Annotated in this window: 32 protein-coding genes; 20 read left to right on the top strand and 12 right to left on the bottom strand. The window is 66.4% G+C overall.

The genetic code is table 11. The annotated features are described in order from the left end of the window. The first annotated feature begins 42 nt into the window (after positions 1 to 42). Complete coding sequence (locus tag JAO75_RS14550) at positions 43 to 519, top strand: Lrp/AsnC family transcriptional regulator (protein WP_199049860.1); 477 nt, start codon at positions 43 to 45, stop codon at positions 517 to 519. 10 nt (positions 520 to 529) lie between these two features. Here JAO75_RS14550 and JAO75_RS14545 read toward each other — a convergent pair whose 3' ends face one another. Then, entirely contained in the window at positions 530 to 1,483 is a 954-nt protein-coding gene (locus JAO75_RS14545; RefSeq protein ID WP_199049859.1) for a PLP-dependent cysteine synthase family protein, read from the bottom strand. Between the two features lie 105 nt (positions 1,484 to 1,588). On the opposite strand from JAO75_RS14545, the gene JAO75_RS14540 reads away from it, so the two are divergent. From JAO75_RS14540 to JAO75_RS14525, 4 genes are all read left to right on the top strand, one after another. Beyond that, a complete protein-coding gene (locus JAO75_RS14540; RefSeq protein ID WP_199049858.1) occupies positions 1,589 to 2,260 on the top strand; it encodes a winged helix-turn-helix transcriptional regulator in 672 nt (223 codons plus the stop codon). A gap of 333 nt (positions 2,261 to 2,593) precedes the next feature. Beyond that, positions 2,594 to 2,971, top strand: coding sequence for a 50S ribosomal protein L19 (rplS, locus tag JAO75_RS14535; RefSeq protein ID WP_199049857.1), 378 nt, complete (start codon positions 2,594 to 2,596; stop codon positions 2,969 to 2,971). 228 nt (positions 2,972 to 3,199) lie between these two features. Then, complete coding sequence (gene leuC / locus JAO75_RS14530; protein ID WP_199049856.1) at positions 3,200 to 4,603, top strand: 3-isopropylmalate dehydratase large subunit; 1,404 nt, start codon at positions 3,200 to 3,202, stop codon at positions 4,601 to 4,603. Positions 4,604 to 4,617: 14 nt separating this feature from the next. Beyond that, positions 4,618 to 5,058 (top strand): hypothetical protein, encoded by a 441-nt coding sequence (locus JAO75_RS14525; RefSeq protein WP_199049855.1) that lies wholly within the window; start codon positions 4,618 to 4,620, stop codon positions 5,056 to 5,058. A 66-nt stretch (positions 5,059 to 5,124) separates the two neighbouring features. Here JAO75_RS14525 and JAO75_RS14520 read toward each other — a convergent pair whose 3' ends face one another. Further along, entirely contained in the window at positions 5,125 to 5,418 is a 294-nt protein-coding gene (locus tag JAO75_RS14520; RefSeq protein WP_199049854.1) for a hypothetical protein, read from the bottom strand. Between the two features lie 119 nt (positions 5,419 to 5,537). Here JAO75_RS14520 and JAO75_RS14515 point away from each other — a divergent pair, with 119 nt between their 5' ends. The 11 genes from JAO75_RS14515 to leuB all read left to right on the top strand — a co-directional run bounded on the left by JAO75_RS14515 (position 5,538) and on the right by leuB (position 13,655). Then, positions 5,538 to 5,813: a hypothetical protein gene (locus tag JAO75_RS14515; RefSeq protein ID WP_199049853.1), complete on the top strand. Its 276-nt coding sequence runs from the start codon at positions 5,538 to 5,540 to the stop codon at positions 5,811 to 5,813. Between the two features lie 3 nt (positions 5,814 to 5,816). Then, positions 5,817 to 6,224: a metallopeptidase family protein gene (locus tag JAO75_RS14510; protein WP_199049852.1), complete on the top strand. Its 408-nt coding sequence runs from the start codon at positions 5,817 to 5,819 to the stop codon at positions 6,222 to 6,224. A gap of 145 nt (positions 6,225 to 6,369) precedes the next feature. Continuing rightward, the gene (locus tag JAO75_RS14505; RefSeq protein ID WP_199049851.1) at positions 6,370 to 6,585 is read left to right on the top strand and encodes a hypothetical protein; all 216 of its coding nucleotides are present in this window, start codon (positions 6,370 to 6,372) and stop codon (positions 6,583 to 6,585) included. A gap of 200 nt (positions 6,586 to 6,785) precedes the next feature. Continuing rightward, complete coding sequence (gene leuD, locus JAO75_RS14500) at positions 6,786 to 7,388, top strand: 3-isopropylmalate dehydratase small subunit (RefSeq protein ID WP_199049850.1); 603 nt, start codon at positions 6,786 to 6,788, stop codon at positions 7,386 to 7,388. A gap of 31 nt (positions 7,389 to 7,419) precedes the next feature. Next, positions 7,420 to 7,800, top strand: coding sequence for a cupin domain-containing protein (locus tag JAO75_RS14495; protein ID WP_199049849.1), 381 nt, complete (start codon positions 7,420 to 7,422; stop codon positions 7,798 to 7,800). An 82-nt stretch (positions 7,801 to 7,882) separates the two neighbouring features. After that, the gene (locus tag JAO75_RS14490) at positions 7,883 to 9,073 is read left to right on the top strand and encodes a lytic murein transglycosylase (RefSeq protein ID WP_199049848.1); all 1,191 of its coding nucleotides are present in this window, start codon (positions 7,883 to 7,885) and stop codon (positions 9,071 to 9,073) included. Positions 9,074 to 9,177: 104 nt separating this feature from the next. Then, entirely contained in the window at positions 9,178 to 9,657 is a 480-nt protein-coding gene (locus JAO75_RS14485) for a hypothetical protein (RefSeq protein WP_199049847.1), read from the top strand. Between the two features lie 87 nt (positions 9,658 to 9,744). Further along, on the top strand, positions 9,745 to 10,485 hold the full coding sequence (locus tag JAO75_RS14480; protein ID WP_199049846.1) for a metallophosphoesterase family protein: 741 nt from the start codon (positions 9,745 to 9,747) through the stop codon (positions 10,483 to 10,485). A gap of 3 nt (positions 10,486 to 10,488) precedes the next feature. Further along, positions 10,489 to 11,898 (top strand): serine/threonine protein kinase, encoded by a 1,410-nt coding sequence (locus JAO75_RS14475; RefSeq protein WP_199049845.1) that lies wholly within the window; start codon positions 10,489 to 10,491, stop codon positions 11,896 to 11,898. A gap of 92 nt (positions 11,899 to 11,990) precedes the next feature. Further along, positions 11,991 to 12,380 carry a RidA family protein gene (locus JAO75_RS14470; RefSeq protein ID WP_199049844.1) on the top strand — a complete coding sequence of 130 codons (390 nt, stop codon included), beginning with the start codon at positions 11,991 to 11,993 and terminating at the stop codon, positions 12,378 to 12,380. Positions 12,381 to 12,548: 168 nt separating this feature from the next. Beyond that, on the top strand, positions 12,549 to 13,655 hold the full coding sequence (gene leuB / locus JAO75_RS14465; RefSeq protein ID WP_199049843.1) for a 3-isopropylmalate dehydrogenase: 1,107 nt from the start codon (positions 12,549 to 12,551) through the stop codon (positions 13,653 to 13,655). A gap of 44 nt (positions 13,656 to 13,699) precedes the next feature. Here leuB and JAO75_RS14460 read toward each other — a convergent pair whose 3' ends face one another. Then, complete coding sequence (locus tag JAO75_RS14460) at positions 13,700 to 14,020, bottom strand: hypothetical protein (protein WP_199049842.1); 321 nt, start codon at positions 14,018 to 14,020, stop codon at positions 13,700 to 13,702. Between the two features lie 142 nt (positions 14,021 to 14,162). Here JAO75_RS14460 and JAO75_RS14455 point away from each other — a divergent pair, with 142 nt between their 5' ends. Continuing rightward, positions 14,163 to 15,278 (top strand): sulfite oxidase, encoded by a 1,116-nt coding sequence (locus tag JAO75_RS14455; RefSeq protein ID WP_199049841.1) that lies wholly within the window; start codon positions 14,163 to 14,165, stop codon positions 15,276 to 15,278. Here the strand turns inward: JAO75_RS14455 and JAO75_RS14450 are convergent. Beyond that, positions 15,256 to 16,050 carry a hypothetical protein gene (locus JAO75_RS14450; RefSeq protein ID WP_199049840.1) on the bottom strand — a complete coding sequence of 265 codons (795 nt, stop codon included), beginning with the start codon at positions 16,048 to 16,050 and terminating at the stop codon, positions 15,256 to 15,258. The two genes, JAO75_RS14455 and JAO75_RS14450, sit on opposite strands and share 23 nt — an antisense overlap. A gap of 117 nt (positions 16,051 to 16,167) precedes the next feature. Between JAO75_RS14450 and JAO75_RS14445 the strand changes: the two genes are divergently transcribed. Both JAO75_RS14445 and JAO75_RS14440 read left to right on the top strand, forming a co-directional pair. After that, positions 16,168 to 16,650 carry a GNAT family N-acetyltransferase gene (locus JAO75_RS14445; RefSeq protein WP_199049839.1) on the top strand — a complete coding sequence of 161 codons (483 nt, stop codon included), beginning with the start codon at positions 16,168 to 16,170 and terminating at the stop codon, positions 16,648 to 16,650. Positions 16,651 to 16,915: 265 nt separating this feature from the next. Then, on the top strand, positions 16,916 to 17,947 hold the full coding sequence (locus tag JAO75_RS14440) for an aspartate-semialdehyde dehydrogenase (protein ID WP_199049838.1): 1,032 nt from the start codon (positions 16,916 to 16,918) through the stop codon (positions 17,945 to 17,947). 48 nt (positions 17,948 to 17,995) lie between these two features. Here the strand turns inward: JAO75_RS14440 and JAO75_RS14435 are convergent, their stop codons facing one another. The 5 genes from JAO75_RS14435 to JAO75_RS14415 all read right to left on the bottom strand — a co-directional run bounded on the left by JAO75_RS14435 (position 17,996) and on the right by JAO75_RS14415 (position 21,786). After that, positions 17,996 to 18,676, bottom strand: a complete 681-nt coding sequence (locus tag JAO75_RS14435; RefSeq protein ID WP_199049837.1) for a carbonic anhydrase — start codon at positions 18,674 to 18,676, stop codon at positions 17,996 to 17,998. Positions 18,677 to 18,742: 66 nt separating this feature from the next. After that, entirely contained in the window at positions 18,743 to 19,054 is a 312-nt protein-coding gene (locus JAO75_RS14430; protein ID WP_036346595.1) for a DUF190 domain-containing protein, read from the bottom strand. Between the two features lie 26 nt (positions 19,055 to 19,080). After that, positions 19,081 to 20,061, bottom strand: a complete 981-nt coding sequence (locus JAO75_RS14425) for a sodium-dependent bicarbonate transport family permease (protein ID WP_343234620.1) — start codon at positions 20,059 to 20,061, stop codon at positions 19,081 to 19,083. A gap of 49 nt (positions 20,062 to 20,110) precedes the next feature. Next, positions 20,111 to 21,049 (bottom strand): threonine/serine dehydratase, encoded by a 939-nt coding sequence (locus tag JAO75_RS14420; protein WP_199049835.1) that lies wholly within the window; start codon positions 21,047 to 21,049, stop codon positions 20,111 to 20,113. After that, complete coding sequence (locus tag JAO75_RS14415; protein WP_199049834.1) at positions 21,046 to 21,786, bottom strand: DUF429 domain-containing protein; 741 nt, start codon at positions 21,784 to 21,786, stop codon at positions 21,046 to 21,048. The genes JAO75_RS14420 and JAO75_RS14415 overlap by 4 nt, the downstream gene beginning before the upstream one ends. A gap of 169 nt (positions 21,787 to 21,955) precedes the next feature. On the opposite strand from JAO75_RS14415, the gene JAO75_RS14410 reads away from it, so the two are divergent. Further along, positions 21,956 to 22,837, top strand: coding sequence for an HpcH/HpaI aldolase/citrate lyase family protein (locus tag JAO75_RS14410; RefSeq protein ID WP_199049833.1), 882 nt, complete (start codon positions 21,956 to 21,958; stop codon positions 22,835 to 22,837). A 54-nt stretch (positions 22,838 to 22,891) separates the two neighbouring features. On the opposite strand, the gene JAO75_RS14405 is transcribed toward JAO75_RS14410, so the two are convergent. The 3 genes from JAO75_RS14405 to trxA are packed head-to-tail and all read right to left on the bottom strand — an operon-like array spanning position 22,892 to position 24,715. Beyond that, positions 22,892 to 23,107, bottom strand: coding sequence for a Trm112 family protein (locus JAO75_RS14405; protein ID WP_199049832.1), 216 nt, complete (start codon positions 23,105 to 23,107; stop codon positions 22,892 to 22,894). Between the two features lie 11 nt (positions 23,108 to 23,118). Next, positions 23,119 to 23,790, bottom strand: coding sequence for an LON peptidase substrate-binding domain-containing protein (locus JAO75_RS14400; protein WP_199049831.1), 672 nt, complete (start codon positions 23,788 to 23,790; stop codon positions 23,119 to 23,121). A gap of 28 nt (positions 23,791 to 23,818) precedes the next feature. Beyond that, entirely contained in the window at positions 23,819 to 24,715 is an 897-nt protein-coding gene (gene trxA / locus JAO75_RS14395; RefSeq protein WP_199049830.1) for a thioredoxin, read from the bottom strand. Positions 24,716 to 24,730: the final 15 nt, after the last annotated feature.

The following is a 24,730-nucleotide window of genomic DNA, read 5'->3' as shown; positions in this document are numbered from 1 at the left end:
TGTCGGGTTAGAAAGCGCAATGGATGATCGGCCTTCGAAGCAATGGCGATTTCAGCAAAGAACCTTAAAAGCAAAAATGCTGCCCTGGACGAGATCGACCGGGCGCTGATCGCGCTGTTGAGCGACAATGCCAGGCTCTCCACTGCGGAGCTCGCCCGCAGCGTGGGCCTGTCGGCTCCGAGCGTCGCCGAACGGCTGCGGCGGCTGGAGGAAGACGGCGTCGTCAAAGCCTACACGGTCGAACTCGACCCGAAGGCCCTGGGCTATACCCTGACGGCCATCGTGCGCATCCGGCCTCTGCCGGGACAGCTGCACCACGTGGAGAAGCTCCTGATCGAGAGCCCCGAGGTGATCGAGTGCGACAAGGTCACCGGCGAAGACTGCTTCGTCGCCCGCTATCTCCTGCGCTCCATCGACGAGCTCGATCCGGTCCTGGAGCGGATCGCCCAGAGGGCGCAGACCAGCACGTCCATCGTCAAGGCATCTCCGGTCAAGCGCAGGCTGCCGGCCCTTCCCTGATGCGACGGAGTCAGGCGTGCTGGTTCGTCTCGATGCGCGCGCCAAAGGTCTTCAGGTACTTCATCCCCGTATCGCACATCACGGTGACAATGATGGCATCCGGCCCGAGCTTTTCCGCAAGCCGCAAGGCCGCGAGCACATTGGCGCCGGTGGAGGTTCCGGCGAACAGGCCTTCCTCGCGGGCGAGGCGGAAGGCCATCGCCACGGCCTCTTCCGTCGAGACGCGTTCGATGTCATCCGCAATCGCCGGCTGCCAGAGCGGCACCACATAGCCTGCGCCGATACCGTCGATCCTGTGCGCGCCCGAAGGGCCGCCGGAGAGCACTGCGGATTCGGCCGGCTCCACGGCGACGATCCTGACCCCGTCGCGATGGCGCCGCAGGCCCTCCGCGATGCCGCGCAAGGACGCCGCCGTGCCGACGCTCTGAACGAAGCCGTCGACCCTGCCGCCCGTCTGGCTCCAGATCTCGTCCGCCATCCGATGATAGGCGGCGATCTGGTCCCGGTTCTTCATCTGGTCGGTCCAGAAGGAGCCTTTCGCCTCGGCGATGATCCGCGCCTGCTCGATCATGTCCCTGGTGAGCTTTTCGGTCATGCGCCCGCCGTCGCTTTCCACAATGTGCAGCGTCGCGCCAAGCAGCCGCATGTGATCGAGCTTCTCGCGCGAAAAGGCATCGGAGGTCACGACGTCGAGCGGGTATCCCTTCACGGCGCAGACGAGCGCCAGGGACACTCCGGTGCTGCCGCCGGTATATTCCACCACCGTGCCGCGGGCCTTCAGGCGACCGTCGGCTTCGGCCGCCTCGATCATGGCGAGCGCCATGCGGTCCTTCATGCTGCCGGTGGGGTTCTCGTTTTCCAGCTTCATGAGAATGCGGGCGCCGTTGGCCGGCACGAGGCGGCGCAGGGGGATCAGCGCGGTGCCGCCGATGCGCTCGAGGATGGTGCGGGGCTGTGCGGTCATGGATGCCCTCCGGGTTGGTGCATTCCGGTTAGACCGGGACGGCCGCCCCGTCAGGTCCGGAATCCGGACTTCTGTGCGCCGTGCCGCCATGCTAGCGGTTGGCCCATGGCAGATTACGGTCAGTTCTGTTCCGTGGCCCGCGCCCATGAGGCGGTCGGCGGGCGCTGGACCCTTCTCGTGGTGCGCGAGCTCCTGTGCGGCAGCCGGCGCTTCAACGACATCCGCCGGGGCATCCCGCGCATCTCCCGCACCATGCTGTCGGAGCGCCTGCAGGCACTGGTGCATGTCGGGGCGGTCTCGCGCATCGAGGGCGAGCATGGGCCGGAATACGCGCTCACCGACGCCGGCCGGGAACTGATAGACGTGGTGAGCGCGCTCGGCACCTGGGGCCAGCGCTGGCTGCCGCGGCACGCGGAGGCGGAGGATCTCGATCTCGAGCCCGTCCTCGTCGACATGCAGCGGCGGGTGCGGGTGGAGGCCCTGCCCAGGGAGCCCCTCGTCATCCGCTTCGAGGTGGAGGGGCAGCGCCAGCCCCGCTTCCTGCTGCTGAAGGAGGGGGAGGTCTCCCTCTGCACCCAGAATCCCGGCTTCCCGGAGCCGCTGTGCATCCGCACCGGTCTGGCGGCCTTGGTTGCCTGGTGGCGGGGCGACGTGAGCTTTGCCGAAGCACGGCGGATGGGGCTGACAGTGGAGGGGCCACGAACGCTGGCAAAGGCATTTCCGGACTGGTTCGAGCGGTATCTGTTTGCCGAGGTCGAGCCTGTCGCGAAGGCTTGAACCTTGGTCATCCCGGACGGCGCAAGCCGATCCGGGATCGCGTTCAAAGTGTAGCTCGGGTACTCCCTCTCCCGGATCTCGGGTGTTCCCGAGATCCTTCTTGCTGACCCAAGTCGGGAACACCCGACTTGGGATGGGAGAGGTGAAGAGGCGCCACGCTCGTCATACGATCCCGGATCTGCGCTGCGCTTCGTCCGGGATGACGGAAGGGGGCAGAGGCTCGACAACCCCCCCGATCTCCTGTATAGGCGCGGCCTCAACTTAAAACAGGACGCCGAAATCCAGCGGGTCCGGGGCTTGCCCTGAGGCCACGCAACGGCAGGAGTTAAGACCATGAACCTCATTCAGCAGCTCGAGCAAGAGCAGATCGCCAAGCTCGCCAAGACCATTCCCGATTTCCAGCCCGGCGACACCGTCATCGTCAACGTGAAGGTGAAGGAAGGCGAGCGCTCGCGTATCCAGGCCTACGAGGGCGTCTGCATCGCCCGTTCGGGTGGCGGCCTCCAGGAGAGCTTCACCGTCCGCAAGATCTCCTACGGCGAAGGCGTCGAGCGCGTGTTCCCGATCTATTCGCCCAACGTCGACTCGATCAAGGTCGTGCGCCGTGGTGCCGTCCGCCGCGCCAAGCTCTATTACCTGCGCGACCGTCGCGGCAAGTCGGCCCGTATCGCCGAACGCGCCGAGAAGAAGACCCAGGCTGCAGCCGAGTAAGGTTTTTTCCTCAAGCGTACAGTTTCAAAAGCGCGGCTCGTCCCGCGCTTTTTTGTTAAGCAACCGAGCTTTGCCGGATTGCGGCGCGACAAAAATATTATTGCGTGCTCCATCCTGTCTGCTATGCGAACGTTTCAAGGCTGTGTGCATCCAGGACATCTTCTCTTGGATGGCGTAAGCCGCTAAACACGCTGAAACCTCTGTTGTCGAGACCGTTGGAAGAGAACCATGGCCAAAGCCCGCACCCTCTATGACAAGATCTGGGACGATCACGTCGTCGATCAGCAGGATGACGGGACGTGCCTTCTCTATATCGACCGTCACCTCGTCCATGAGGTGACCAGCCCCCAGGCCTTCGAGGGCCTGCGCATGACGGGCCGCAAGGTGCGCCAGCCGCACAAGACCCTGGCCGTCGTCGACCATAACGTGCCGACCTCCGACCGCTCGCACGGCATCGAGGATCCGGAGGCCGCCACCCAGGTTGCGGCTCTGGCCCAGAACGCCAGGGATTTCGGCGTCGAGTATTTCAACGAGCTCGATACCCGCCAGGGCATCGTCCACGTGGTGGGCCCCGAGCAGGGCTTTACGCTGCCGGGCATGACCATCGTGTGCGGCGACAGCCACACCTCGACCCACGGCGCCTTCGGCTCGCTCGCTCACGGCATCGGCACGTCGGAGGTGGAGCACGTGCTCGCCACCCAGACGCTGATCCAGAAGAAGGCCAAGAACATGCGCGTGACCGTGGACGGGCAGCTGCCCGCCGGCGTCACCGCCAAGGACATCATCCTGGCCATCATCGGCGAGATCGGCACCGCCGGCGGCACCGGCCACGTGATCGAGTTCGCGGGCGAGGCCATCCGGTCCCTGTCGATGGAAGGCCGGATGACGGTCTGCAACATGGCCATCGAGGGCGGCGCCCGCGCCGGCATGGTGGCCCCCGACGAGAAGACCTATGCCTATCTGAAGGGCAAGCCCAAGGCCCCCAAGGGCGAGGCCTGGGATGCGGCCGTGCGCTACTGGGATTCCTTACGCACCGACGAGGGCGCGTTCTTCGACACCGAGATCCGCCTCGATGCCGCGAACCTCCCCCCCATCGTCACCTGGGGCACGTCTCCTGAGGACGTGATCTCGGTCACCGGCGTGGTGCCGAACCCGGACGACATCCAGGACGAGAACAAGCGCCGCTCCAAGTGGCGCGCGCTGGAATATATGGGCCTGACCCCCGGCACGAAGATCACCGACATCGCGCTCGACCGCGTGTTCATCGGCTCCTGCACCAACGGGCGTATCGAGGACCTGCGGGCGGTGGCCAAGGTCGTCGAGGGCAAGCGCGTGGCCGAGAGCGTCAGCGCCATGATCGTGCCCGGCTCCGGAATCGTGAAAATGCAGGCCGAGGCCGAAGGGCTGGACACAATCTTCAAGGCAGCCGGCTTCGACTGGCGCGAGCCCGGCTGCTCCATGTGCCTGGCCATGAACGCCGACCGCCTCGCGCCGGGCGAGCGCTGCGCCTCCACGTCGAACCGCAACTTCGAGGGCCGTCAGGGCTTCAAGGGCCGCACCCATCTCGTGTCGCCCGCCATGGCGGCGGCGGCGGCCATCGCCGGCCGCTTCGTGGACATCCGCACATTCTGATATAGTATTCGGCCATGACATACCGCTCGTGGCCGATCCTTCTCTTCGCTCTTCTTCTCATCCCCCTGTCCGGTGGGGCCGCTGTCGCTCAGAAGCGCGACGACGGTGCCAGAAAGCACTCCTGGGAATGCACGAAGAAGCAGATCGAGTTCGAGCGAACGCTCGGCGCGCTGCGGCAATACCCGGATGCCGAGATTCGATTTTACCTCGCCAACAAGGCGGGTACGAAGCCCGACTATCCGGTGTGCTACAACCGGCGTGAACGACTGAAGAGAGACATAGAAATCGCTCAGTGGCGACAGTCGAATTTCCCCGAATGCCGAGCTGTGTTCCGCGAGCGGGAAGCCAAGTTGGACAGAGACGCAAAACAACGCGGCAGGCCGCGAAAACCCATCCAACAGCAAATCGCCGAGTACAACGAGGCCTGCTCGCACACGATGGCAGGCACGCTCTGACGAGAAAAAGAAAAGGCCGTGACTCGCCCGAGTCACGGCCTTTTTCATTCAGACAGCTCTACAAGCTCAGTCCACATAGACCCGGCGATTCGCCACCACCTGGCGGCAGCGCTCGACGGGGCGGCGGACGATCACGCCGTTCGGGCGGACGCGCTCCTCCATCACCCTGCGGCACACGGTGCGGGTGCGGGCGGGACGGACCACGCGGCGCTCGATGATGCGCTCGCGATAGACCGGGCGATCCTGCACCACGCGAACGCCGTTCGGGCCGATCTGCACGCCCACACCCTGGGCCGACGCCGTGCCGGCGCCGAGAAACGTCAACCCGGCCACGGCCAGGACACCAAGAATCATACGCATTGTTGCCTCTTCAAGAATTGGTTATCCGGGGCTGTTAACGGCCGAGGCTCAGAGCCGTTCCGTTGCGAAGCCGCCGTTCAGGCGCCATGGTGAAGCGATTGTCGAGCCGGGAGGAATCCATGAACGACCGCGAGCGGGAAGCCCGCGAAGCCGCCGAGGCCCGCGAGGCGCTGGAGCGTGTGCAGCGGGACACGGACACCCTCGGCTCCTCCGCGATGGCCCGCATGGGCCGGCGGGCCGGGGATCACTTCGGAGGTCGGGATGCCATCGGTTCGGCCGCTGACGGTGGCACCGACCCGATCGAGCTCTGGGGCCGCCGCATCGGGCGCATCCTGTCCCTGATCGGCGTCGTCATCCTCGGTCTCTGGCTCCTCGTTCAGCTCGAGATCCTTTAAACCATGACCGCTCTCGCCAACCTTCAGGCCCCCTCCCTCGACGATTTCGAGGCCCTGGCGCAAGACGCCTATGCCCGCCTGCCGGAGGAGTTCCGCGCCCTGTGCGAGGGTGTGGTGATCCGGGTCGAGGATTTCCCCGATGACGAGACCATGCGCGAGATGGGCTGCGAGACGCCGTTCGATCTGCTCGGCCTCTTTCGCGGCATCGGCCTCGCCCAAGGCGGCGCCATGATGCAGACGGGCCAGTTCCCCAACATGGTCTGGCTCTATCGCCGCCCGATCCTCGATTACTGGGCCGAGCACGAGGAAACTCTGGGCCACATCGTCACCCACGTGCTGGTCCACGAGATCGGCCACCATTTCGGCCTCTCCGACGAGGACATGGAAGCCATCGAGGCAGCTGCGGGGTGAAGGCCCCTTAAGTTGCTACCCGTTCCGGTCAGGGGCGCGGCCTTGAAAACGCCCAGCTTACTTCTACGTTACTGAACGTAATAACCTTGGAGGGCCTCGGTCCTGCCGCAGGTTGCGGAACTGAAAAATGACGAGGATAGCTTCCATGACCAAAACGGATCGGCCTAGGCGCTCCATTATCGCCCGGCTGAACGATTCCTCGAACAGGGATGCTCAATTCGAAGCGTCCATCGAGGCTATCAATGTCCTGCTCGGCGCCATCCAGCGCCTCGAGCGCGAGATCGTGGAACTCCGCAAAGCCGTTCCGCCGCACAAGACCGGCGTGGCGGTCGGCAAGACGGTTGCGGGCGATATGTCCTGAGGGGCCGCCCCTGCAATCCAAGCGGATGGGAACAGCACCGCATCGGACCGGCGGAATGGCCTCAGAAGATTACGTCTGCATGCGCGTAGACGAAAAAATCTTGCGGCCCGCGACCATCATGAGTCTAGTCGCCTCGCAAGGCCTTTGCTAAGAGGCCTTCCACAGCGGCCGACCATGCCGCCTGAAGGGATGTGAGGACCATGGACAAGTTCACCGTGCTGGAAAGCGTCGCGGCGCCGCTGCGGATCATCAATATCGACACCGATATGATCATCCCCAAGCAGTACCTGAAGACGATCAAGCGCACGGGGCTCGGCACCGGCCTGTTCTCCGAGATGCGTTACCGCGAGGACGGCTCGGAGAACCCGGACTTTGTCCTCAACCAGCCGGCCTACCGCAATGCCCAGATCCTGGTGGCGGGCGACAACTTCGGCTGCGGCTCCTCGCGCGAGCATGCCCCGTGGGCGCTGCTCGATTTCGGCATCCGCTGCGTGATTTCCACGAGCTTCGCGGACATCTTCTACAACAACTGCTTCCAGAACGGCATCCTGCCGATCAAGGTCTCGCCGGAAGACCTGGAAAAGCTCTTCGACGACGCCAGCCGCGGCGCCAACGCCACCCTGACGGTCGATCTCGAAAACCAGGAGATCCGCGGCCCCGACGGCGGCAAGATCCATTTCGACATCGACCCGTTCAAGAAGCACTGCATGCTCAACGGCCTCGACGGCATCGGGCTCACCATGGAAAAGGCCTCTGCCATCGACAGCTTCGAGAAGAAGCTCTCGGAGCGCGCCTGGGCTTAAGCTATCATCCTCATGAACATGAGGATGAGCAATGATTCAGGGCAAGCCACGGGTTCTCGACCGCGCCGACTGGGCGACCCATCCCGATCTTTTCTGGAAAGGCCATGTCGAGGGGCACACCCTCGGCACCGGCGTGACCGTGCTGTTCTATTCCACGGAAGAGGTCGGCGTCGGGCCGAAATGGCACGTTCACCCCTATGACGAGGTCTTCATCATTCGCGAGGGGCGGGCGCTCTTCACCGTGGGCGACGCGCGTTTCGAATGCGAAAAAGGTCAGGTGGTTTTCGGACCGGCCCATGTTCCGCACAAGTTCGTCAATCTCGGCCCGGGTCGGCTGGAAACCACCGACGTACATGTGAACGACCGCTGGATCCAGTGCAATCTGCCCGATCCGGAGATCGAGGCCGGCTGAGCCGAGGCTCCTGTCATGACGAATGCGTGAGGTGCGGCCCCGTTTTCACAAGATTAACCAAATTCCCTGCAATCTGCCCGGCATGAAAAAGCTTCTTGCCCCCGCTCTTCTCGCTCTCGCTGGCCTCAGCCTTGCCACTCCCGTTGCCGCGCAGGCCGATTTCGGCTCCTGCCTCGCCCGCCTGAAACCCCAGGCCGCCGCCAAGGGCATTTCCGGCCAGGCTTTCGATGCCGCAACCCGCGGCATCACGCCGGACCTGACGATCCTCGACCTCATGAACAACCAGCCGGAGTTCAAGACGGCGATCTGGGACTACCTCTCGGCCCTTGTCGACGACGAGCGGGTTCAGGACGGCCGCGCCGCCATGCAGCAATGGGGCCGGGCCCTGGCTGCGGCCGAGGCGCGCTTCGGCGTCGACCGCCACGCGATCGCGGGCGTCTGGGGCGTCGAATCGAATTTCGGCAAGGATATCGGCGGCCGGCCGCTCGTGCAGTCGCTCACGACGCTGGTCTGCTACGCCCCCCGCCGCAACGAGTATTTCAAGGGCGAGCTGATGGCGACGCTCAAGATCGTGCAGGACGGGGACATCAACCCGGCCAATCTGCGCGGCTCCTGGGCCGGCGCCTTCGGCCACACCCAGTTCATGCCCTCCACCTTCCAACGCCTTGCCGTCGACGGCGACGGCGACGGGCGCCGCGACATCATGAACTCGGTGCCGGATGCGGTGCATTCCACGGCCAACTTCCTCAAGAAAGCCGGCTGGGTGAACGGGCTGCCCTGGGGCTACGAGGTGCGCCTGCCGGCGAACTTCAATCCGGGCCTGGCCGGGCGCAAGAACAAGAAGCCGCTCTCATCTTGGGCCGCCATGGGCGTGCGCCGTGTCGACGGGCGTCCGCTCGAGGGCAACTATTCGGCCGGCATCCTCATCCCGGCCGGCGTGAACGGCCCGGCCTTCGTCGTCACCAGGAACTTCGACGCGGTCTATTCCTACAACGCCGCCGAGTCCTATGGGCTTGCCATCGCGCTCCTCGGCGACCGGCTGAAGGGCCTGCCGGGCATCCAGGCCGCCTGGCCCACGGACGATCCGCCCCTGTCGCGCGCCCAGCGCCGCGAGCTGCAGACCCTGCTCGCCGCCCGCGGCTACGACATCGGCGAGGTGGACGGCAAGATCGGCTCCAAGACCCGCGAGGCCATCAAGGACGTGGAGCGCCGCATCGGCCTCGAGCCGCGCGGCCGGCCCGGCGGCAAGGTGCTGCAGGCGCTCCGGGGCTAACTTGGCTGCATCATTCTCGTGTGGGATTCGTGAGACCGCGCACAGGGCCTTGTCTCAAAACGTGATGTTATGGAGTTCGACTAACGTCGCGTTTGGAGGCAGCTGTGAAAGTCTTCCTTTGTCTTGCCGCCATGTTTCTCGGAGTCGCTGCCGCCCGGGGGGCGGATTTCCAGCCTGATCAACCGGTTTGGAGCATGTGTGCGGACAAGGAACAGGCATTCATCGCCTATGCCGTTCCCGAGAGCGACGTTGGGTTGATGTGGATCTATTGCGCCCGGAAGAGCGGCCGGATCACGGTGGTCCCCGATCTTTCGACGTCGACCCTGAACGAGGGCGATGCGCTCACGGTGACCCTTGCAAGCGACGGGGGACACACAAGGCTGATGGCAAAGGCATCTCGAAACCGCTTCGGCGATCTTCAGATTTCCGGGCTGCTGCAAGAGCCCAAACATCTGTTGCAGCTGTTCTCGAAAGGCCGAACACTGAAAGTTAGCCTTTCCGGCAACTCGGTTGTCATGCCTCTCAACCGCCAAGCCCATCGGGTTTTTGCCATCTTCCGCAAGTCCTGTCCGTCTCTTCGATAGGCCGACGTCGTCGCACTCCGTTCGCTTCGTCGCTTGCCAGCCATTCGCCAGTTGCGGCTTTGGAGCATTTGGAGTTGAACTGCTCCCATGCTCATCGCCATTCTCACCGACATCCACGGCAACCGCGAGGCGCTCTCGGCCTGCCTCGCCCATGCGCGCCTGCTTCACGTCGACCGCTTCATCTTCCTCGGCGATTATGTCGGCTACGGCGCCGATCCGGCCTGGGTGGTCGACACGATCAGGACCATGGTGGACCAGGGCGCCGTCGCGCTGCTGGGCAACCACGATGCGGCTATCGACGGCTCCGACGAGGACATGAACGGCACGGCCCGGGAGGCGCTGCGCTGGACCCGCGGGCAGCTCGGGCCCGAGCAGTGCCGGTTCCTGGCGGACCTCCCCCTCGTCCACGAGGAGGGAAACGTTCTCTACGTGCATGCCAACGGCTATGCGCCGCGCAACTGGGACTATATGGACGGCCCCATGGAGGCCATCCGGCACTTCTCCCGGGTGGAGGCCCACATCACCTTCTGCGGTCACGTGCACGTGCCCATGCTCTATCACATGAGCACCACGGCGAAGGTCGGCACCTTCTCGCCGGTGGCCAACAACGACATCCCGCTTCTGCCGACCCGCACCTGGCTCGCCGTGATCGGCGCCGTCGGGCAGCCGCGGGACGGGGTGGCGGCGGCCAATTACGCGGTGTTCGACACCGCCCGCCAGACCCTGCGCTACCTGCGCGTGCCCTACGACACGGCCACGGCCGCCCGGAAGGTGCGGGAGGCGGGACTGCCCGAGAAGCTGGCGCTTCGCCTCGAGCAGGGCCGCTGACGGATGCGCTGGCGTCTCGAACCGGGCATGGTGATCGACGGCTTCGAGCTCCGGGAGCACCTGGACACTGGAGGCATGGCGCTCCTCTGGTCCGTGACCCGTGAGGGCGATCCCACTCCGCTCGTCATGAAGATCCCGCTGCTCCTCGACAGCGACGATCCCCTGCCCATCGTCTGCTTCGAGACCGAGCAGATGATCATGCCGCGCCTCTCAGGCCCTCATGTGCCGCGCTTCGTGGCCGCCGGCCCCCTCGACCCGATGCCCTACATCGTCATGGAGCGGATCCCGGGCGAATCGCTCAAAGGCCGCCTCGGCGAGGTACCGCTGCCCTGGCCGGAGGTGGTGGCGATCGGCGCGAAGGTGGCCAAGGCTCTCCACGACCTGCATCTGCAGAAGGTGATTCATCTCGACATCAAGCCGAGCAACGTGATGATCCGCGAGACCGGCGAGGCCGTGCTCATCGATTACGGCTTCGCCCGGCACGAGCAATTGCCCGATCTTCTCGCCGAGGAGTTCCGCGAGCCCTTCGGGACCACGCCCTACATGGCCCCCGAGCAGGTGCTGCAGGACCGCGCCGATCCGCGCAGCGATCTCTTCGCGCTCGGCGTGATGCTGTATTTCTTCGTCACCGGCGAGCGCCCCTTCGGCAACCCGCGCGGCGGGCAGATCCGGCGGCGCCTGTGGCGCGATCCGGTGCCGCCGCGGGCCCTGCGGCCCGATTGCCCGCCCTGGCTGCAGGAGATCATCCTGCGCTGCCTGGAGGTCGACCCGCAGGACCGCTACGCGACCGCCGCCCAGCTCGCCCTCGACCTGGACAATCCCGAACAGGTGACGCTCACCGAGCGGGCCGAGCGCCGGGAGCGGGACAGCGGGATGAAGACCTTCCGGCGCTGGCTCAAGGCCCGAAAGGCGCAGCCGCTCGAGACGCCCAACATCGCCGGCCAGCTCTCCCGCGCGCCCATCGTGCTCGCCGCCGTCGATCTCTCGCCTGGAGCTGAGGATCTCGCCGAGTCCCTGCGCATGATGGTCCAGCGCGTTCTGTCCATCGAGACCGAGGCCCGTATCGCCTGCGTGAACATCCTCAGGACCTCGCGCATCGCCGTCGACATCCTGGAGGACGCGGAGGGCAACAGCCTCCATGTCCAGCGCCTCGTGCAGCTCAGGCACTGGGGCTCGTCCCTGGAGATCCCGACGGAGCGGATCTCCTACAGCGTTCTGGAGGCGCCGGACCCGGCGGCGGCGCTCGTCGACTACGCCCGCCACAACAATGTCGACCACATCGTGATCGGCGCGCGGGCCTCTTCGGCGCTCAGGCGCTATCTGGGGAGCGTCTCGTCCCAGGTGGTGGCCGAGGCCCCGTGTTCGGTCACGGTGGTGCGGACCCCGAAGGACCGGCGACCGAACGAGGCCTGACGGCTCTCCCTATCGTCATGACCGGGGTTTTCGCAGAGCCTTGCAGATGACGGGATGCTATTGCTACGCTCGCCTGAGATTGGGAGACTGTTATGACGCGCCGACTTCTTTCCTCCGGCTCTTCCATGGAAAAGGCTTATGGATACTCACGCGCCGTGGTGCAGGGGCCATGGGTCTTCATGGCCGGCACGACAGGCTACGATTACGAGACCCAGCAGATACCAGGCGACGTCGTGCAACAGACACGCAACTGCTGGAAGACGATCGAGCACTACCTCAAGGAAGCGGGTTCGAGCCTCGAGGAGATCGTTCGCGTAACCTACTACGCGACCGATCTGGAGGATGCCGAAGCTATTCTCGGCGTCTGCGGCGAGGTTCTTCGTGACATCCGTCCGGCATCGACCTTCCTCGTCGTCAAATCTCTCGTCCTCCCAGAGATGAGAATCGAGATCGAGGTCACGGCCCTGAAAGCCTCCGCCTAACGACCAACACGACAGATGCTTGCAAGGCAAGGGGCACGCGCCTAAACCCTCCCGTCATGGCCGGACTTGTTACGGCCATCCACGTCTTCAAAAAAGCAGAGCCGCCAAGTCGTGGATCCCGGAACAAGCCCGGGAATGACGAAGCACAATCGAGCAAGGACACCGATCATGGCAACGCATAAGCTCCTCCTTCTCCCCGGCGACGGCATCGGCCCGGAGGTCATGCGCGAGGTCGAGAAGATCGTGGGCTGGTTCCGCAAGCGCGGCGTGGGCTTTGAGACCGAGACGGACCTCGTCGGCGGCTCGGCCTATGACGCCCACGGGGTGGCGATCTCCGAGGACGCCATGAGCCGGGCTCAGGCAGCCGACGCCGTGCTCTTCGGCGCAGTCGGCGGCGCGAAGTGGGACAGCGTGCCCTACGCGGTGCGCCCGGAGGCGGGCCTGCTGCGCCTGCGCAAGGATCTCGGCCTCTTCGCCAATCTTCGCCCCGCCATCTGCTACCCGGCGCTCGCCGATGCCTCCTCGCTCAAGCGCGAGGTGGTGGAGGGGCTCGACATCATGATCGTGCGCGAGCTCACCGGCGGCGTCTATTTCGGCGAGCCGAAGGAGATCGTGACCCTGGAGGACGGCTCCCAGCGTGCCGTCGACACGCAGATCTATCACACCCATGAAGTCGAGCGCATCGCCCGCGTCGCTTTCGACTTGGCAGGCAAGCGCCGCAACAAGGTCTCGTCGGCGGAGAAGTTCAACGTGATGAAGACCGGCGTGTTCTGGCGCCAGGTGGTCACGCGCATCCACAAGCAGGAGTTCTCCGGCGTCGAGCTCGAGCACGTGCTGGCCGACAACTGCGCCATGCAGCTCGTGCGCTATCCCAAGCAGTTCGACGTGATCGTCACCGACAACCTGTTCGGCGACATCCTGTCGGATATCGCCGCGATGCTCACCGGCTCGCTCGGCATGCTCCCGTCCGCATCGCTGGGCGCCGAGGATCCGGCCAGCGGCCAGCGCAAGGCGCTCTACGAGCCGGTCCACGGCTCGGCGCCGGACATCGCCGGCAAGGGGCTCGCCAACCCCATCGCCATGATCGGCTCCTTCGGCATGGCGTTGCGCTATTCCTTCGGCCTTCTCGACGAGGCGGATCGTCTGGACCGGGCCATTGCCAACGTGCTCGCCTCCGGCACCCGCACGAAGGACATCGCGGGCCCCGGCATGAATGCGGTGGGCACGCAGGATGTGGGCGACGCCATCGTCAAGGAGCTGGAAGCGCAGCGCTGATCATGAAAAGCCCCGGAGCGATCCGGGGCTTCTTGCTGATGGAGCTAGCGGATCGACCCGGTGGTCTCGATGTCCGAGAACGGGTTGCGCGCACCCACGAACGGCCCGCCGATCGGATCCGGCAGGGCGCCCTCGCCGAAGCGGTCGCGCATATGGTTCCATGGCGGATTGGTCATGTAAGACAGCATGGGCTGCGTGGCGTAGCGGTTGAGCGAGCCCGGCTCGACGACGCGGCCTGGATCGAGGAAGCTGCGGGGCTGCACGCGAAGAACGAGGGGGCGGTCCTGGGCCTGCGCATCCGCCACCATCGGGACGGTCGTGAGCGCAGCCATTGATGCCAGACCCAGAAGGGCGAAGCGGCGCATGGGATAACCTCCAGGGGCGGCGCGCCGGGTCGATCTGCCGGGCGCCGTCGATACGTGTGAAGACTGTCAGAACAAGCCGACCTCGTTAAAATGGTTCCTTCGAACCACCAGGTTCACCGACAGGTGAAAAGGATCGTGAGCAATGCAGCACGGGCATGAAGGCCTCGAGGGCAAGGACGGGTTGAGCCTGCTGGGCGACGTGCCCCTCGTGGCCGAGACGCCGGAGGAATGTCTCGACGACGAGACGACGCCGGTCGGGCGCTTCTTCGTGCGCAACAACGGCCTGCTGCCGGAGCCCGCAACGGACGCCGAAGGCTGGACCTTCACCATCGACGGCGAGGTGGAGCGCCCGCTCAATCTCACCGTGTCGGAACTCAAGAGCCGCTTCCCGCACAAGACCTTTCGCATGGTGCTCGAATGCGGCGGCAATGGCCGCTCCTTCTTCGAGCCCAAGGCGGAGGGCAATCCCTGGACCAATGGCGGCGTCGGCTGCGCGGAATGGACGGGCGTGTCGTTGGGCGACGTGCTGCGCGAGGCGGGCCTGAAGAACAGCGCCCTGTTCACCGGCCATTTCGGCGCCGATCCGGACAAGAGCGGAAGCTTCGAGCAGCAGGCCATGTCGCGCGGGGTGCCCATCGCCAAGGCCCTGGAGGAGCATACCCTTCTGGTCTGGGCCATGAACGGCGAGCCGCTGCCGTTCATCCATGGCGGCCCTTTACGCCTCATCGTGCCGGGCTGGCCCGGATCGCTCAGCCAGAAATGGCTCAAGCGCATCTGGATCCGCGACCGCGAGCATGACGGGCCGGGCATGACGGGCCTGTCCTATCGCCTGCCGGTCCGCCCCCTGGCTCCGGGCCAGGACGGCAAGGATGTCGAGACCCGCATCATCGAATCGATGCCCGTGCGCAGCATCGTCACGGCGCCGGCGGATGGCAGCCGCCATCCGGTGGGCACGCGCACCATCGACATTCGCGGCGCGGCCTGGGCCGGAGACGACGAGGTGGCGCGGGTCGAGGTGACCCTCGACGGCGGCGCGACCTGGACCGAGGCGGCGATGACCCCGCCGCGCAACCGCTACGACTGGACGCGTTGGCAGGCGTCTCTCCCCCTGCCCGGCGATGGCCCCTACGAGATCTTTGCCCGTGCGACCGACACGCAAGGCCGGGCGCAGCCCTTCCGGGCCGCGAACTGGAACCCGAACGGTTACGGCTGCAACGTCATGCACCGGGTGGCGGTTACGGTCGGACAGGAGGCTTGACGGCCACGGAAGCGGTGCGGGCGCTTGGCCCGCAGGCATCCGTGCGGCTGCGGTCGGCCCGGGCGAAGAACGCCTTCAGGGAGGGGCTGGTGGCGCCGGCCAGCGTGATCCCGTCGATGAGACAGGCAAGCTGCGCGTCGTCGGGCACGGAGGAGCCGCAGAGCCAGCCCTGGAAGCTGAAATCGGCCTCCGCGTCGGCGAAGCGGAAAGCCTGGCAGGCCTGCTCGCCCTTGGCCGCCAGGGTCAGGGGCGCGGCTTCGACCGTGCCGAACTTCGTCGGCACCATCCGGCCTTGGCCCTGATGCGCCACGGCCAGACCCGCGCGGGCGGCGCGGCGCACGATATCGATGTAGAAGCTTCCCGCGGTTTCAGGGACACCCTGCACGAGCGAGACCTGGGCGTAGCGGAAGTCGCCGAAGCGGCCGAGCACGAGCGTATCCTCCCGCGCTCCGTTCGTATGCTGCCGCGCCTCCATGGCGACGGAACCCGAGGCGGCGCCGAGACCATAGAGGGCGGGGGAGGGGGAGATTGGCTTCCAGGCCGGCGCAGGCGCAACCAGAATGGAGGAGGGGACCTGCCCCGGGCGCTCGGCCGGCCGGCGTGCCGGTTCCTGCTGCAGGGCCAGATAGGCGAGGCCCGCGATGCTGCAGGCGGACATCAGGATCACCCGCAGCCACGGCAGGCGCGTGCGCTTCAGGCGACGGGCCGGACGCTCGTCGACCCAGTCGGCGAGATCCTCCTCGTCCCATTCGGCATATCCCGCCCTCGGCATCGCGCCACCACTCAAGCCCGCTGATCACGTCGTCCCCATGTTCTACCGTGACACTGGCCAGGGTTCGAAAGGTTTTGCTAAGCAAGGTAAACCGAAGGTTAACCCAGCCGAGTCCGCATGCCTCAGCCCCTCGTCCGCCTTGCTACTCTCGAGGATGCTGCCGACGTGGCGGCTTTGGTCCGGGCCGTCGACCTGCACTATGTCGGCCCTGAGGTGGCCCAGGCCCTGGAGCCGACGCAGGAGATGGTCGAGCGCTCGATGCGGGAACAGGAGGGCACCCGCTATGCCCTTGCCTATTGCGACGGGCATCCGGTCGGGCTGGCCTGCTTCGCGGTGCTGCGGCCAGGCTTCAGGCTGTCAGGGCTTCTCTTCGTCAAGGAGCTCTTCGTCGAGAGCCAAGCCCGAGGGCAGGCAGTGGGTGCCCTGCTGATGCGCTGGCTGGCGGATCATGCCCGGGCGCAGGGCCTCACGCGCATCGACCTCACCACGGATGGCACCAACACGGGCGCTCAGGCGTTCTACGAGCGCCTCGGGGCGGAGCGGATGAACAAGGTCTTCTACCGCTTCAATCTCTCGACCGATGTGCTGACGGGCGATTGAACGCGTCGAGCCCAAGGAAATGCTTGACGAAAGCGTGTCTTTGGTGTGTTTCTGGCGCGATCGAAGCCGCAACCAGGCTTTGGATGGACGATGGCAATGGCGCTGCTCACCCTGACGACGAGCAAAACGAAAACCGCCGCAACGACCGTGAAAACCACGGCCGAATAAGCCTCGTCGTCCCCGGTCCTCTCTCCCACGGGGCGAGAGGCAGCACCCGAGCAGGGTTTTCAAGATCTCCGGGGAGAGCCACAACAGGAGAAGTCACATGGGTTTCAAGATCGCCGTCGTCGGTGCGACCGGCAATGTGGGCCGCGAGATGCTGAGCATTCTCGCCGAGCGGGCGTTCCCGGCCGATGAGGTGGTGGCGCTGGCCTCCCGCCGCAGCCAGGGGTCGGAAGTCTCCTACGGCGACAAGACGCTCAAGACCAAGACCCTCGACACCTACGACTTCTCCGATGTCGACATCTGCCTCATGTCCGCCGGCGGGGAGGTCTCCAAGGAGTGGTCGCCGAAGATCGCCGCCCAGGGCGCCATCGTGATCGACAACTCCTCGGCCTGGCGCTACGACCAGGACGTGCCGCTCGTGGTGCCGGAGGTGAATGCCGAGGCGCTGCGCGACGTCAGGAAGGGCATCGTCGCCAACCCGAACTGCTCCACGGCGCAGCTCGTGGTGGCCCTGAAGCCCCTCCATGACCGCGCCACCATCAGGCGCGTGGTGGTGGCCACCTACCAGTCCGTTTCCGGCGCCGGCAAGGACGGCATGGACGAGCTCGACCGCCAGACCAAGGCGCTCTACTCCCTGCAGGACGTGCAGGAGAAGAAGTTCCCCAAACGCATCGCCTTCAACCTGATCCCGCACATCGACGTGTTCATGGAGGACGGGTACACGAAGGAAGAGTGGAAGATGATGGCCGAGACCAAGAAGATTCTCGACCCGAAGATCAAGCTCACCGCCACCTGCGTGCGCGTGCCGGTCTTCATCAGCCACTCCGAGGCCGTGAACGTGGAGTTCGAGAACCCGATCACGGCGGACGAGGCCCGCGACATCCTGCGCGCGGCTCCCGGCATCATGGTGGTCGATAAGCGCGAGCCCGGCGGCTACATCACCCCGCATGAAGCGGCCGGCGAGGACGCCACCTATATCTCTCGCATCCGCGAGGACATCACGGTGGAGAACGGCCTGTCGTTCTGGTGCGTCTCCGACAACCTGCGCAAGGGCGCGGCGCTGAACGCGATCCAGATTGCAGAAGCCATGGCCAATCGCGGGCTGCTCAAGCCGAAGAAGCAGGCGGCCTAAAAGGCTCGCCGAAGAAAACGAGAGGCCGCCTTCGGGCGGCCTTTTTGTTTACAGCGGTCCTGCGTCCTGTGCGGAGAACATCGACACGCGCGCCGGCATGTCTTCCACGGCCGGCATGAACGCGCCGGTTTCGGGATCGCGCACCAGCAGCACGCCGGTCGCCACGCCGAAATAGGCGCCGTGGAGCTGCAGCTTGCCGCGCTCCACCAGGATGCGCACGCACGGGAACGTCATCAGGTTCTTCAGGCTGTTCTCGACGGCCGCGAGTTCGAGCCGCGGCAGGTACTCGTCGAGGTTGCCGTCATGGGGCCCGAGCCGTTCGCCGGCGGGCTTGATCAGGTTCATCCAACGACCGATGAAATCGCCGGGCGAGAGCGGCGCGGTCTCGTCGGCGAACGCCCGCACGCCACCGCAGCGGGCATGTCCCAGCACCACGATGTGCTTCACCCGCAGGGCCTGCACGGCGAATTCCAGCGCCGCGGACGTGCCGTGGTAATCGCCGCCGGTCTCGTAGGGCGGCACGAGATTGGCCACGTTGCGCACCACGAAGAGCTCGCCCGGGCTCGCATCGAAAATCACCTCCGGCGAGACGCGGCTGTCGCAGCAGCCGATCACCATCACCTCCGGCGACTGACCCTTTTCGGCAAGCGCCTCAAAGCGGTTCTTCTCGCTTGGAAAGCGGGTGTCGAGAAAGGCGCGGTATCCTTCGGTCAGGCGGGTCGGAAACATGCGGTCGCTCCTGTGGGTCGGGGGCTTATAAGCCCCTCGGCCCGAAGCCTCAACCGGCCGGGGCTTTCAGAAGTGGTCCGAGCGGATGACCTGCACGTCGGAGATGGTGACGATGCCGATGTGGCGGGCCACCACCGCATAGACCTCTTCCAGGACCGGATCGAGCCGGGCGGGATCGGTGATGCAGATCACCATCATCATGCGGCCCGCATCGCCCGCGAGCCCTTCGCTGCTCCAGGGGCCGTCATGTCCGCGGCCCGCGAGCGCGGGGATCACGGTGTAGCCCGTGACCTGGGACCGGTCGAGGCGATCCAGGAGCCGCCGCAGGGCCGGATACTCGACGACGATTTCGATGCGCTTCTTCGGATGGGTCTGCATGGCCGTCTCTTCCTCCGGGAAGATGTCTACCCTGCCACGAGTCCGGCCAGGGCCAGATAGAGAGGGATCCCGATGGACAGGTTGAAGGGAAAGGTCACCCCGAGGGACAGGGTGAGATAGATGGCGGGTTTCGCCTCCGGCAGGGCAAGGCGCATGGCGGCCGGCACGGCGATGTAGGAGGCCGAGGCCGCAAGCGTGACGAACAGGGCCGCGCCCCCTAAGGAGAGGCCCAGCGGCCAGACCGCCAGGGTGGCGAGTGCTGCGCCGATCAGCGGCATGACGATGCCGAAGCCCAGGACCGGCGCCGAGAGATGGCGCGCCCCCTCGCGCATGCCGCGTCCCGCCACCAGACCCATGTCGAGCAGAAAGAGACACAGCACGCCGCGAAACGGGTCGACGATGAACGGGGCGATCAGCTGCAGCCCCTTGGGGCCGGTGGCCCAACCGATGAGAAACGAGCCCACCAGCATCACCACCGAGCCGTTCAGGCCGACCTCATGCAGAAGGGGGCCAAGCCCCTCGTTTCCGTTCCTGGCCGGCTGGCCGCTGCGGGCCAGCAGCAGGGCGGAGAGAATGGCGGGCGTTTCCATCACGGCCGCCACGGCGACGATGTAGCCCTCGAAGGGCAGGCTCTGCCCGCGCACGATCTCGGTGGCCGCGATGAAGGTGACGATGGAGATCGAGCCGTAATGGGCTGCCACCGCGGCCGCATCCACCCTGGACAGGCCGGAGACCGCGCGCAGGATCAGGAAGCCGATGACGGGAAGGGCGAAGGACAGGACGATGCCCATCCCCATCACGCCGACCATGCGCAGGGTGATGCCGTTTGCCGCCACCTCGACCCCACCCTTGAAGCCGATGGACAGCATCAGGTAGAGGGCTAGCGTCTTGGCCACCGCCTCGGGGATCGTCAGGTCCGAGCGGGCAAGCGCCGCCGCTAGCCCCAGGGCGAAGAACAGCACCATGGGCGACAGCAGGTTCTGGGCGGCAAGGTCGACAAGGTTCACGGCAACGGACCTGCGGATGGAAGACGATTGCGGCGGAGATCCCGGCTTCTCAGGAGGCGATCTCCGCGAGACGGACCAGCTCGACATTGGCCCCGCACAGGAGCACGCCGACCCGCTCGCCCGGGCGCGGCTTATAGGCGCCCGAGATCAAAGCCGCCAGGGCCGCCGCGCCGCCGGGCTCGGATGCGATGCGGTAGTCGCGCCAGAGCATCCTTTGCGCATCGCGGATGGCCGCATCGGTGACGAGGGCCACGTGATCGACCGCTTCGCGGCAGACTTCGTAGACCAGATCGCCGGTGTTCTTGGCGCCGAGCGAATCGGCCGCCACCGAATCGATCTCCACATCGACCGGACCGCCGGCTTCCAGCGCCGCATGGAGGGCCCGCGAGCCTTCCGGCTCCACGCCCACCACCTTGACCCGTCCCGCCCACCAGCTGGCAACGCCGCTGATGAGCCCGCCGCCGCCCACCGCCACGAGCACCGTGTCGAGAGCCGGTCCGTCCTGCTCCCATTCGAGCGCCGCCGTGCCCTGGCCGATCATGGTGCTTGCCGCAGCAAAAGGATGGATGCGCAGGGCGCCCGACTCCGCCACGTACCGGTCGCAGGCGTCTTGAGCGTCCGCATAGCGCGCGCCGCCGATCATCACCTCGGCGCCGTGCGAGCGGATGACCGCGATCTTCGCGGGGCTCGAGATCTCCGGCACGAAGATGCGCGCCTTCACGCCAAGCTGCTTGGCCGCATAGGCCACCGCCGCCCCGTGATTGCCGCCGGAGGCCGCCGCCACGCCGGCCGACGGCACCTCCTGCGACAGGAGGGCGTTGAAGGCGCCGCGCGTCTTGAACGAGCCCGCATGCTGCAGGAATTCGAGCTTCAGGCTCACCGGCCCGTCATGACCGAAGGCCCCTGCCTGGTTCAGGACGGGCGTGCGGCGCACGTGCGGGGCGATGCGGGCATGGGCGGCTTCGATGTCGGCGCGGGTGATGGTCATGAGCGGCGCAGCGTCCAGATGGCGACCGGCAGGCCGTGGGCATCGCGGCCGGGCGGGTCGGGAAAGGGTTGTCCTCCACCTCTCGCGATATCCAGCGCCACGGTCAACCCCGCCAGCGCATCGAGCAGGTCGTCCTCGGCCGCGCCGCGAGGGGGAGGCGCGTGGATCAGGCTCTCGGGCAGGAGACCGGACCGCGCGAGCAGCGCCCGCCGCAGAGTCATTCCCGGTCCGTACGGCGTGCCCTTGACCTTCTTCGGCCGGTCGAGCGCCTTGGCATCGTTCAGGACCCAGAAGGCGAGTTCGGGATGCACCTCGTAGACGCGTGAGACCAGTTCAGGCCGGGCGCGCAGCAACGTGTCGATCTCGCGGATCTTGGGAAAGATCGCAAAGCCCTGTCGCGACACCTTTCGCGACGGCTCGGAGGTGGCGGCGGCCATCGCGCAGGCCTGCCCGTAATCCTCGGCCTCTACGGCGCGGCGCGAGGGAATGGCGAAGACGGAGGATTGCCTTTGGCCGAGCAGTGGGCGGATCAGCTGCTCCGGCAGCCGCCCCGATCCTTCCGTGCGCTCGGGCAGGCCGATGGGCATGTCGACGGCGATCACCCCGGGCTTTTCAGGCGCATCGGCGATGGCGGCGAGCGTCGGCGCCGTCACGATGCGATGGGATTGCGGATCGTCCACCCGCATGAGCACCGCAATCCATCCGGCCCGGCAGCCGTCGACGCCTGCAACCCACATTCTTTTTGCCTCTGCCTGTCATCCCCGGCGAGCGTAGCGAGGGAAGGGGATCCACCCGCACGCTCAGCGCTATGGATTCCCTTCCCCTCCGCTGCGCTTCGGCCGGGAATGACACTGTTCTTCAATCCTGAGCATGATTACAACCGATCTGCCGTTCCAGGAAAAAGCCATGACCACGATCCGCCCGCGCCGTTCTGCGCTCTACATGCCGGGCTCCAATGCCCGGGCCATCGAGAAGGCGAAGACCCTTGCCGCGGATGTGGTGATCTTCGATCTCGAGGACGCGGTGGCGCCGGACGTGAAGGCTGAGGCGCGCGAGCAGGTCTGCGCGGCGGTGCAGGCCGGCGGCTACGGCAGGCGCGAGCTCGTCATCCGCGTCAACGCCCTCGACACCTCCTGGGGTGAGGCGGATCTGGCGGCGGCCGTTGCGGCGGCGCCCGACGCGATCCTCGTGCCGAAGGTATCGTCGGCGGAAACGCTCGCGGCCGTGGGCCTGCGCCTGCGCAAGCTCGGTGCTGCTGAGCGCACCCGCGTCTGGGCGATGATCGAGACGCCTCTGGCGATCCTGCATGCGGAATCGATCGCGAGCGCGGCCCGCGACGTGGACACGCGCCTCGGCTGCCTCGTCATGGGGACGAACGATCTTGCCAAGGACACCCGCGCGCGCCTGCTGCCGGGCCGCGCCGCGATGTTGCCTTGGCTCATGACCGCGCTCGCCGCCGCACGGGCGCATGGCATCGACATTCTCGACGGGGTCTACAACGATCTCTCCGATGCGGACGGCTTCCGCAGCGAGTGCGGGCAGGGCCGCGATTGCGGCTTCGACGGCAAGACGCTGATCCACCCGGATCAGATCGCCGCCGCCAACGAGATCTTTGCGCCGTCACCGGATGAGGTGGACAACGCCCGCGCCATCGTGGCGGCGTTCGAGCGGCCGGAGAATGCCGGGAATGGCGCGATCAACCTGGGCGGCCGCATGGTCGAGCGGCTCCATGCGGAGATGGCGAGGCGGACGCTCGCGCTGGCGGAGGCGATTGCGGAACGCACGTAAGCGTCATCCCGGACGAAGCGCAGCGCAGATCCGGGATGACACCGGGGAAAAGCTTCAATCCCCCAGCGGCCGCGCCTCTTCCGGCAGCATGATCGGGATTCCGTTGCGGATCGGGTAGGCGAGCTTGGCGCGGCGGCTGATCAGCTCCTGCCGGCCGGCGTCGTATTCCAGCGTTTCCTTGGTGAGCGGGCAGACGAGAAGTTCCAGGAGCTTGGGGTCGATCCGCGTCGCCTCGACGGGCTGGGGCGCCTCGGGTGTGTCGGGAACCATCGGGATCATTCCTATTGCATGGTCGAGTCGGAGCCGGCGCCGCTGCGGGCGAGCTCGATCTCGGTGAGGGCGATGAGAACCTCCGCCCGGGTTTTGAGGTTGGGCGCTTCCAGCAGCGCCTGCTTCTCGCGCACGCCGAAGGGGCTCATCATGCACAGGGCGTTCACGAGGGCCTCGTTGGGCGCTTCCTCGATGCCGCGCCAGTCGACCTTCACGTGCACGGCGTCGACGAAGTCGCGCAGGGCCTTCACCACGCCGGCCCGGTCGACCTCGGTCTCGCCGGCGCGGGCCGTGAAGTCGGACGCGAAGGGCTCGAAGCTCACGCGGCAGCGGCGGAACAGATCGACCGGCGGCAGCTCCTCGTCGATGCGGAAGCGCGCGACGCCGATGAGCGTGATGAGATAGCGCCCGTCGCCTGTCTCGGCGAACTGGGTGATGCGGCCGGCGCAGCCGACCTTGTAGAGCTTCGGAATGGTCGCATGGGGGTCGTTGTCGGCATCGGGCTGAACCATGCCGATGATGCGGTCGCCCTTCAGCGCGTCATCCACCATCGCCACATAGCGCGGCTCGAAGATGTTGAGCGGCATCTGCCCGCGCGGGAGAAGAAGCGCGCCGGGAAGGGGGAAGACCGGGATGACCGACGGGCAATCCTCCGGCCCTCGGTATACCGCGTTCATTCCCATTCCGATCTCCTCAACAACCAGGGCGGCGTCAAGAGAACAGGAACGAGGAAAGTCTCCGCCGTCCTGCCAGCGTCATCTCGTCCATCGGGCCCCAGGCCTCGAAGAACTGAACGAGCTGCTTGCGCGCGCCGTCATCGTTCCAATTGCGGTCGCGCCGGACGATTTCAAGGAGGTGGTCGACAGCTTCTCCCCGCCGCCCGCGGGCGTTCAGCCCGATGGCGAGATCGAACCGCGCCTGATGGTCCGCGGGGTCCGCCTCGATCCGGCGCTGCAGGTCCGCGAGGTCGCCCAGCGAGCCTGCCTGCTCGGCGAGCTCGATGGCCGCCCGGGCGCCGGCAATCGCCGGATCGCCCGCCTTCTCCTGCGGAGCCATGGCGAGGAAGCGCTTGGCGCCCTCGAGATCGCCCACCTCCACGTGGAGCTTCACGAGGGCGGCGAGCGCCGCGACGTTCTCCGGGTCCTGGGACAGCACGGCCGCGTAGAGCTCGGCCGCTCCGCCCATGTCGCCGGCCTCGGCCAGGCGGTCGGCCTCGGCGAGGATCTCCTCGGCGGCGCTGGGGCCGAGCGGGCCCACGAGGCGCTCGATGAAGCTCTTGATCTGGCTTTCCGGCAGGGCGCCCATGAAGCCGTCCACCGGCTGGCCGCGCTGGAAGGCGAAGACGGCGGGAATCGACTGCACGCCGAGCTGGCCCGCGATCTGCGGATGCTCGTCGATGTTCATCTTCACGAGCTTCACCTTGCCGCCGGCGGCGCGCACGGCCTTTTCCAGGATCGGCGTGAGCTGCTTGCAGGGGCCGCACCAGGGCGCCCAGAAATCCACCAGCACCGGCTGCTGCATGGACTCGGCCAGCACGTCCTGGCGGAAGGCCGCCGTGGTGGTGTCCTTCACGAGATCGTCGGAGGGGGCGGGGTTGTCGGAGAGCATGCGATCCTCGAAGGG

The organism is Microvirga splendida, assembly GCF_016427565.1.
Lineage (GTDB): Bacteria > Pseudomonadota > Alphaproteobacteria > Rhizobiales > Beijerinckiaceae > Microvirga > Microvirga splendida.
Note: the sequence above shows the minus strand (reverse complement) of the source record. Positions and strands in the feature narration are given on the sequence as shown.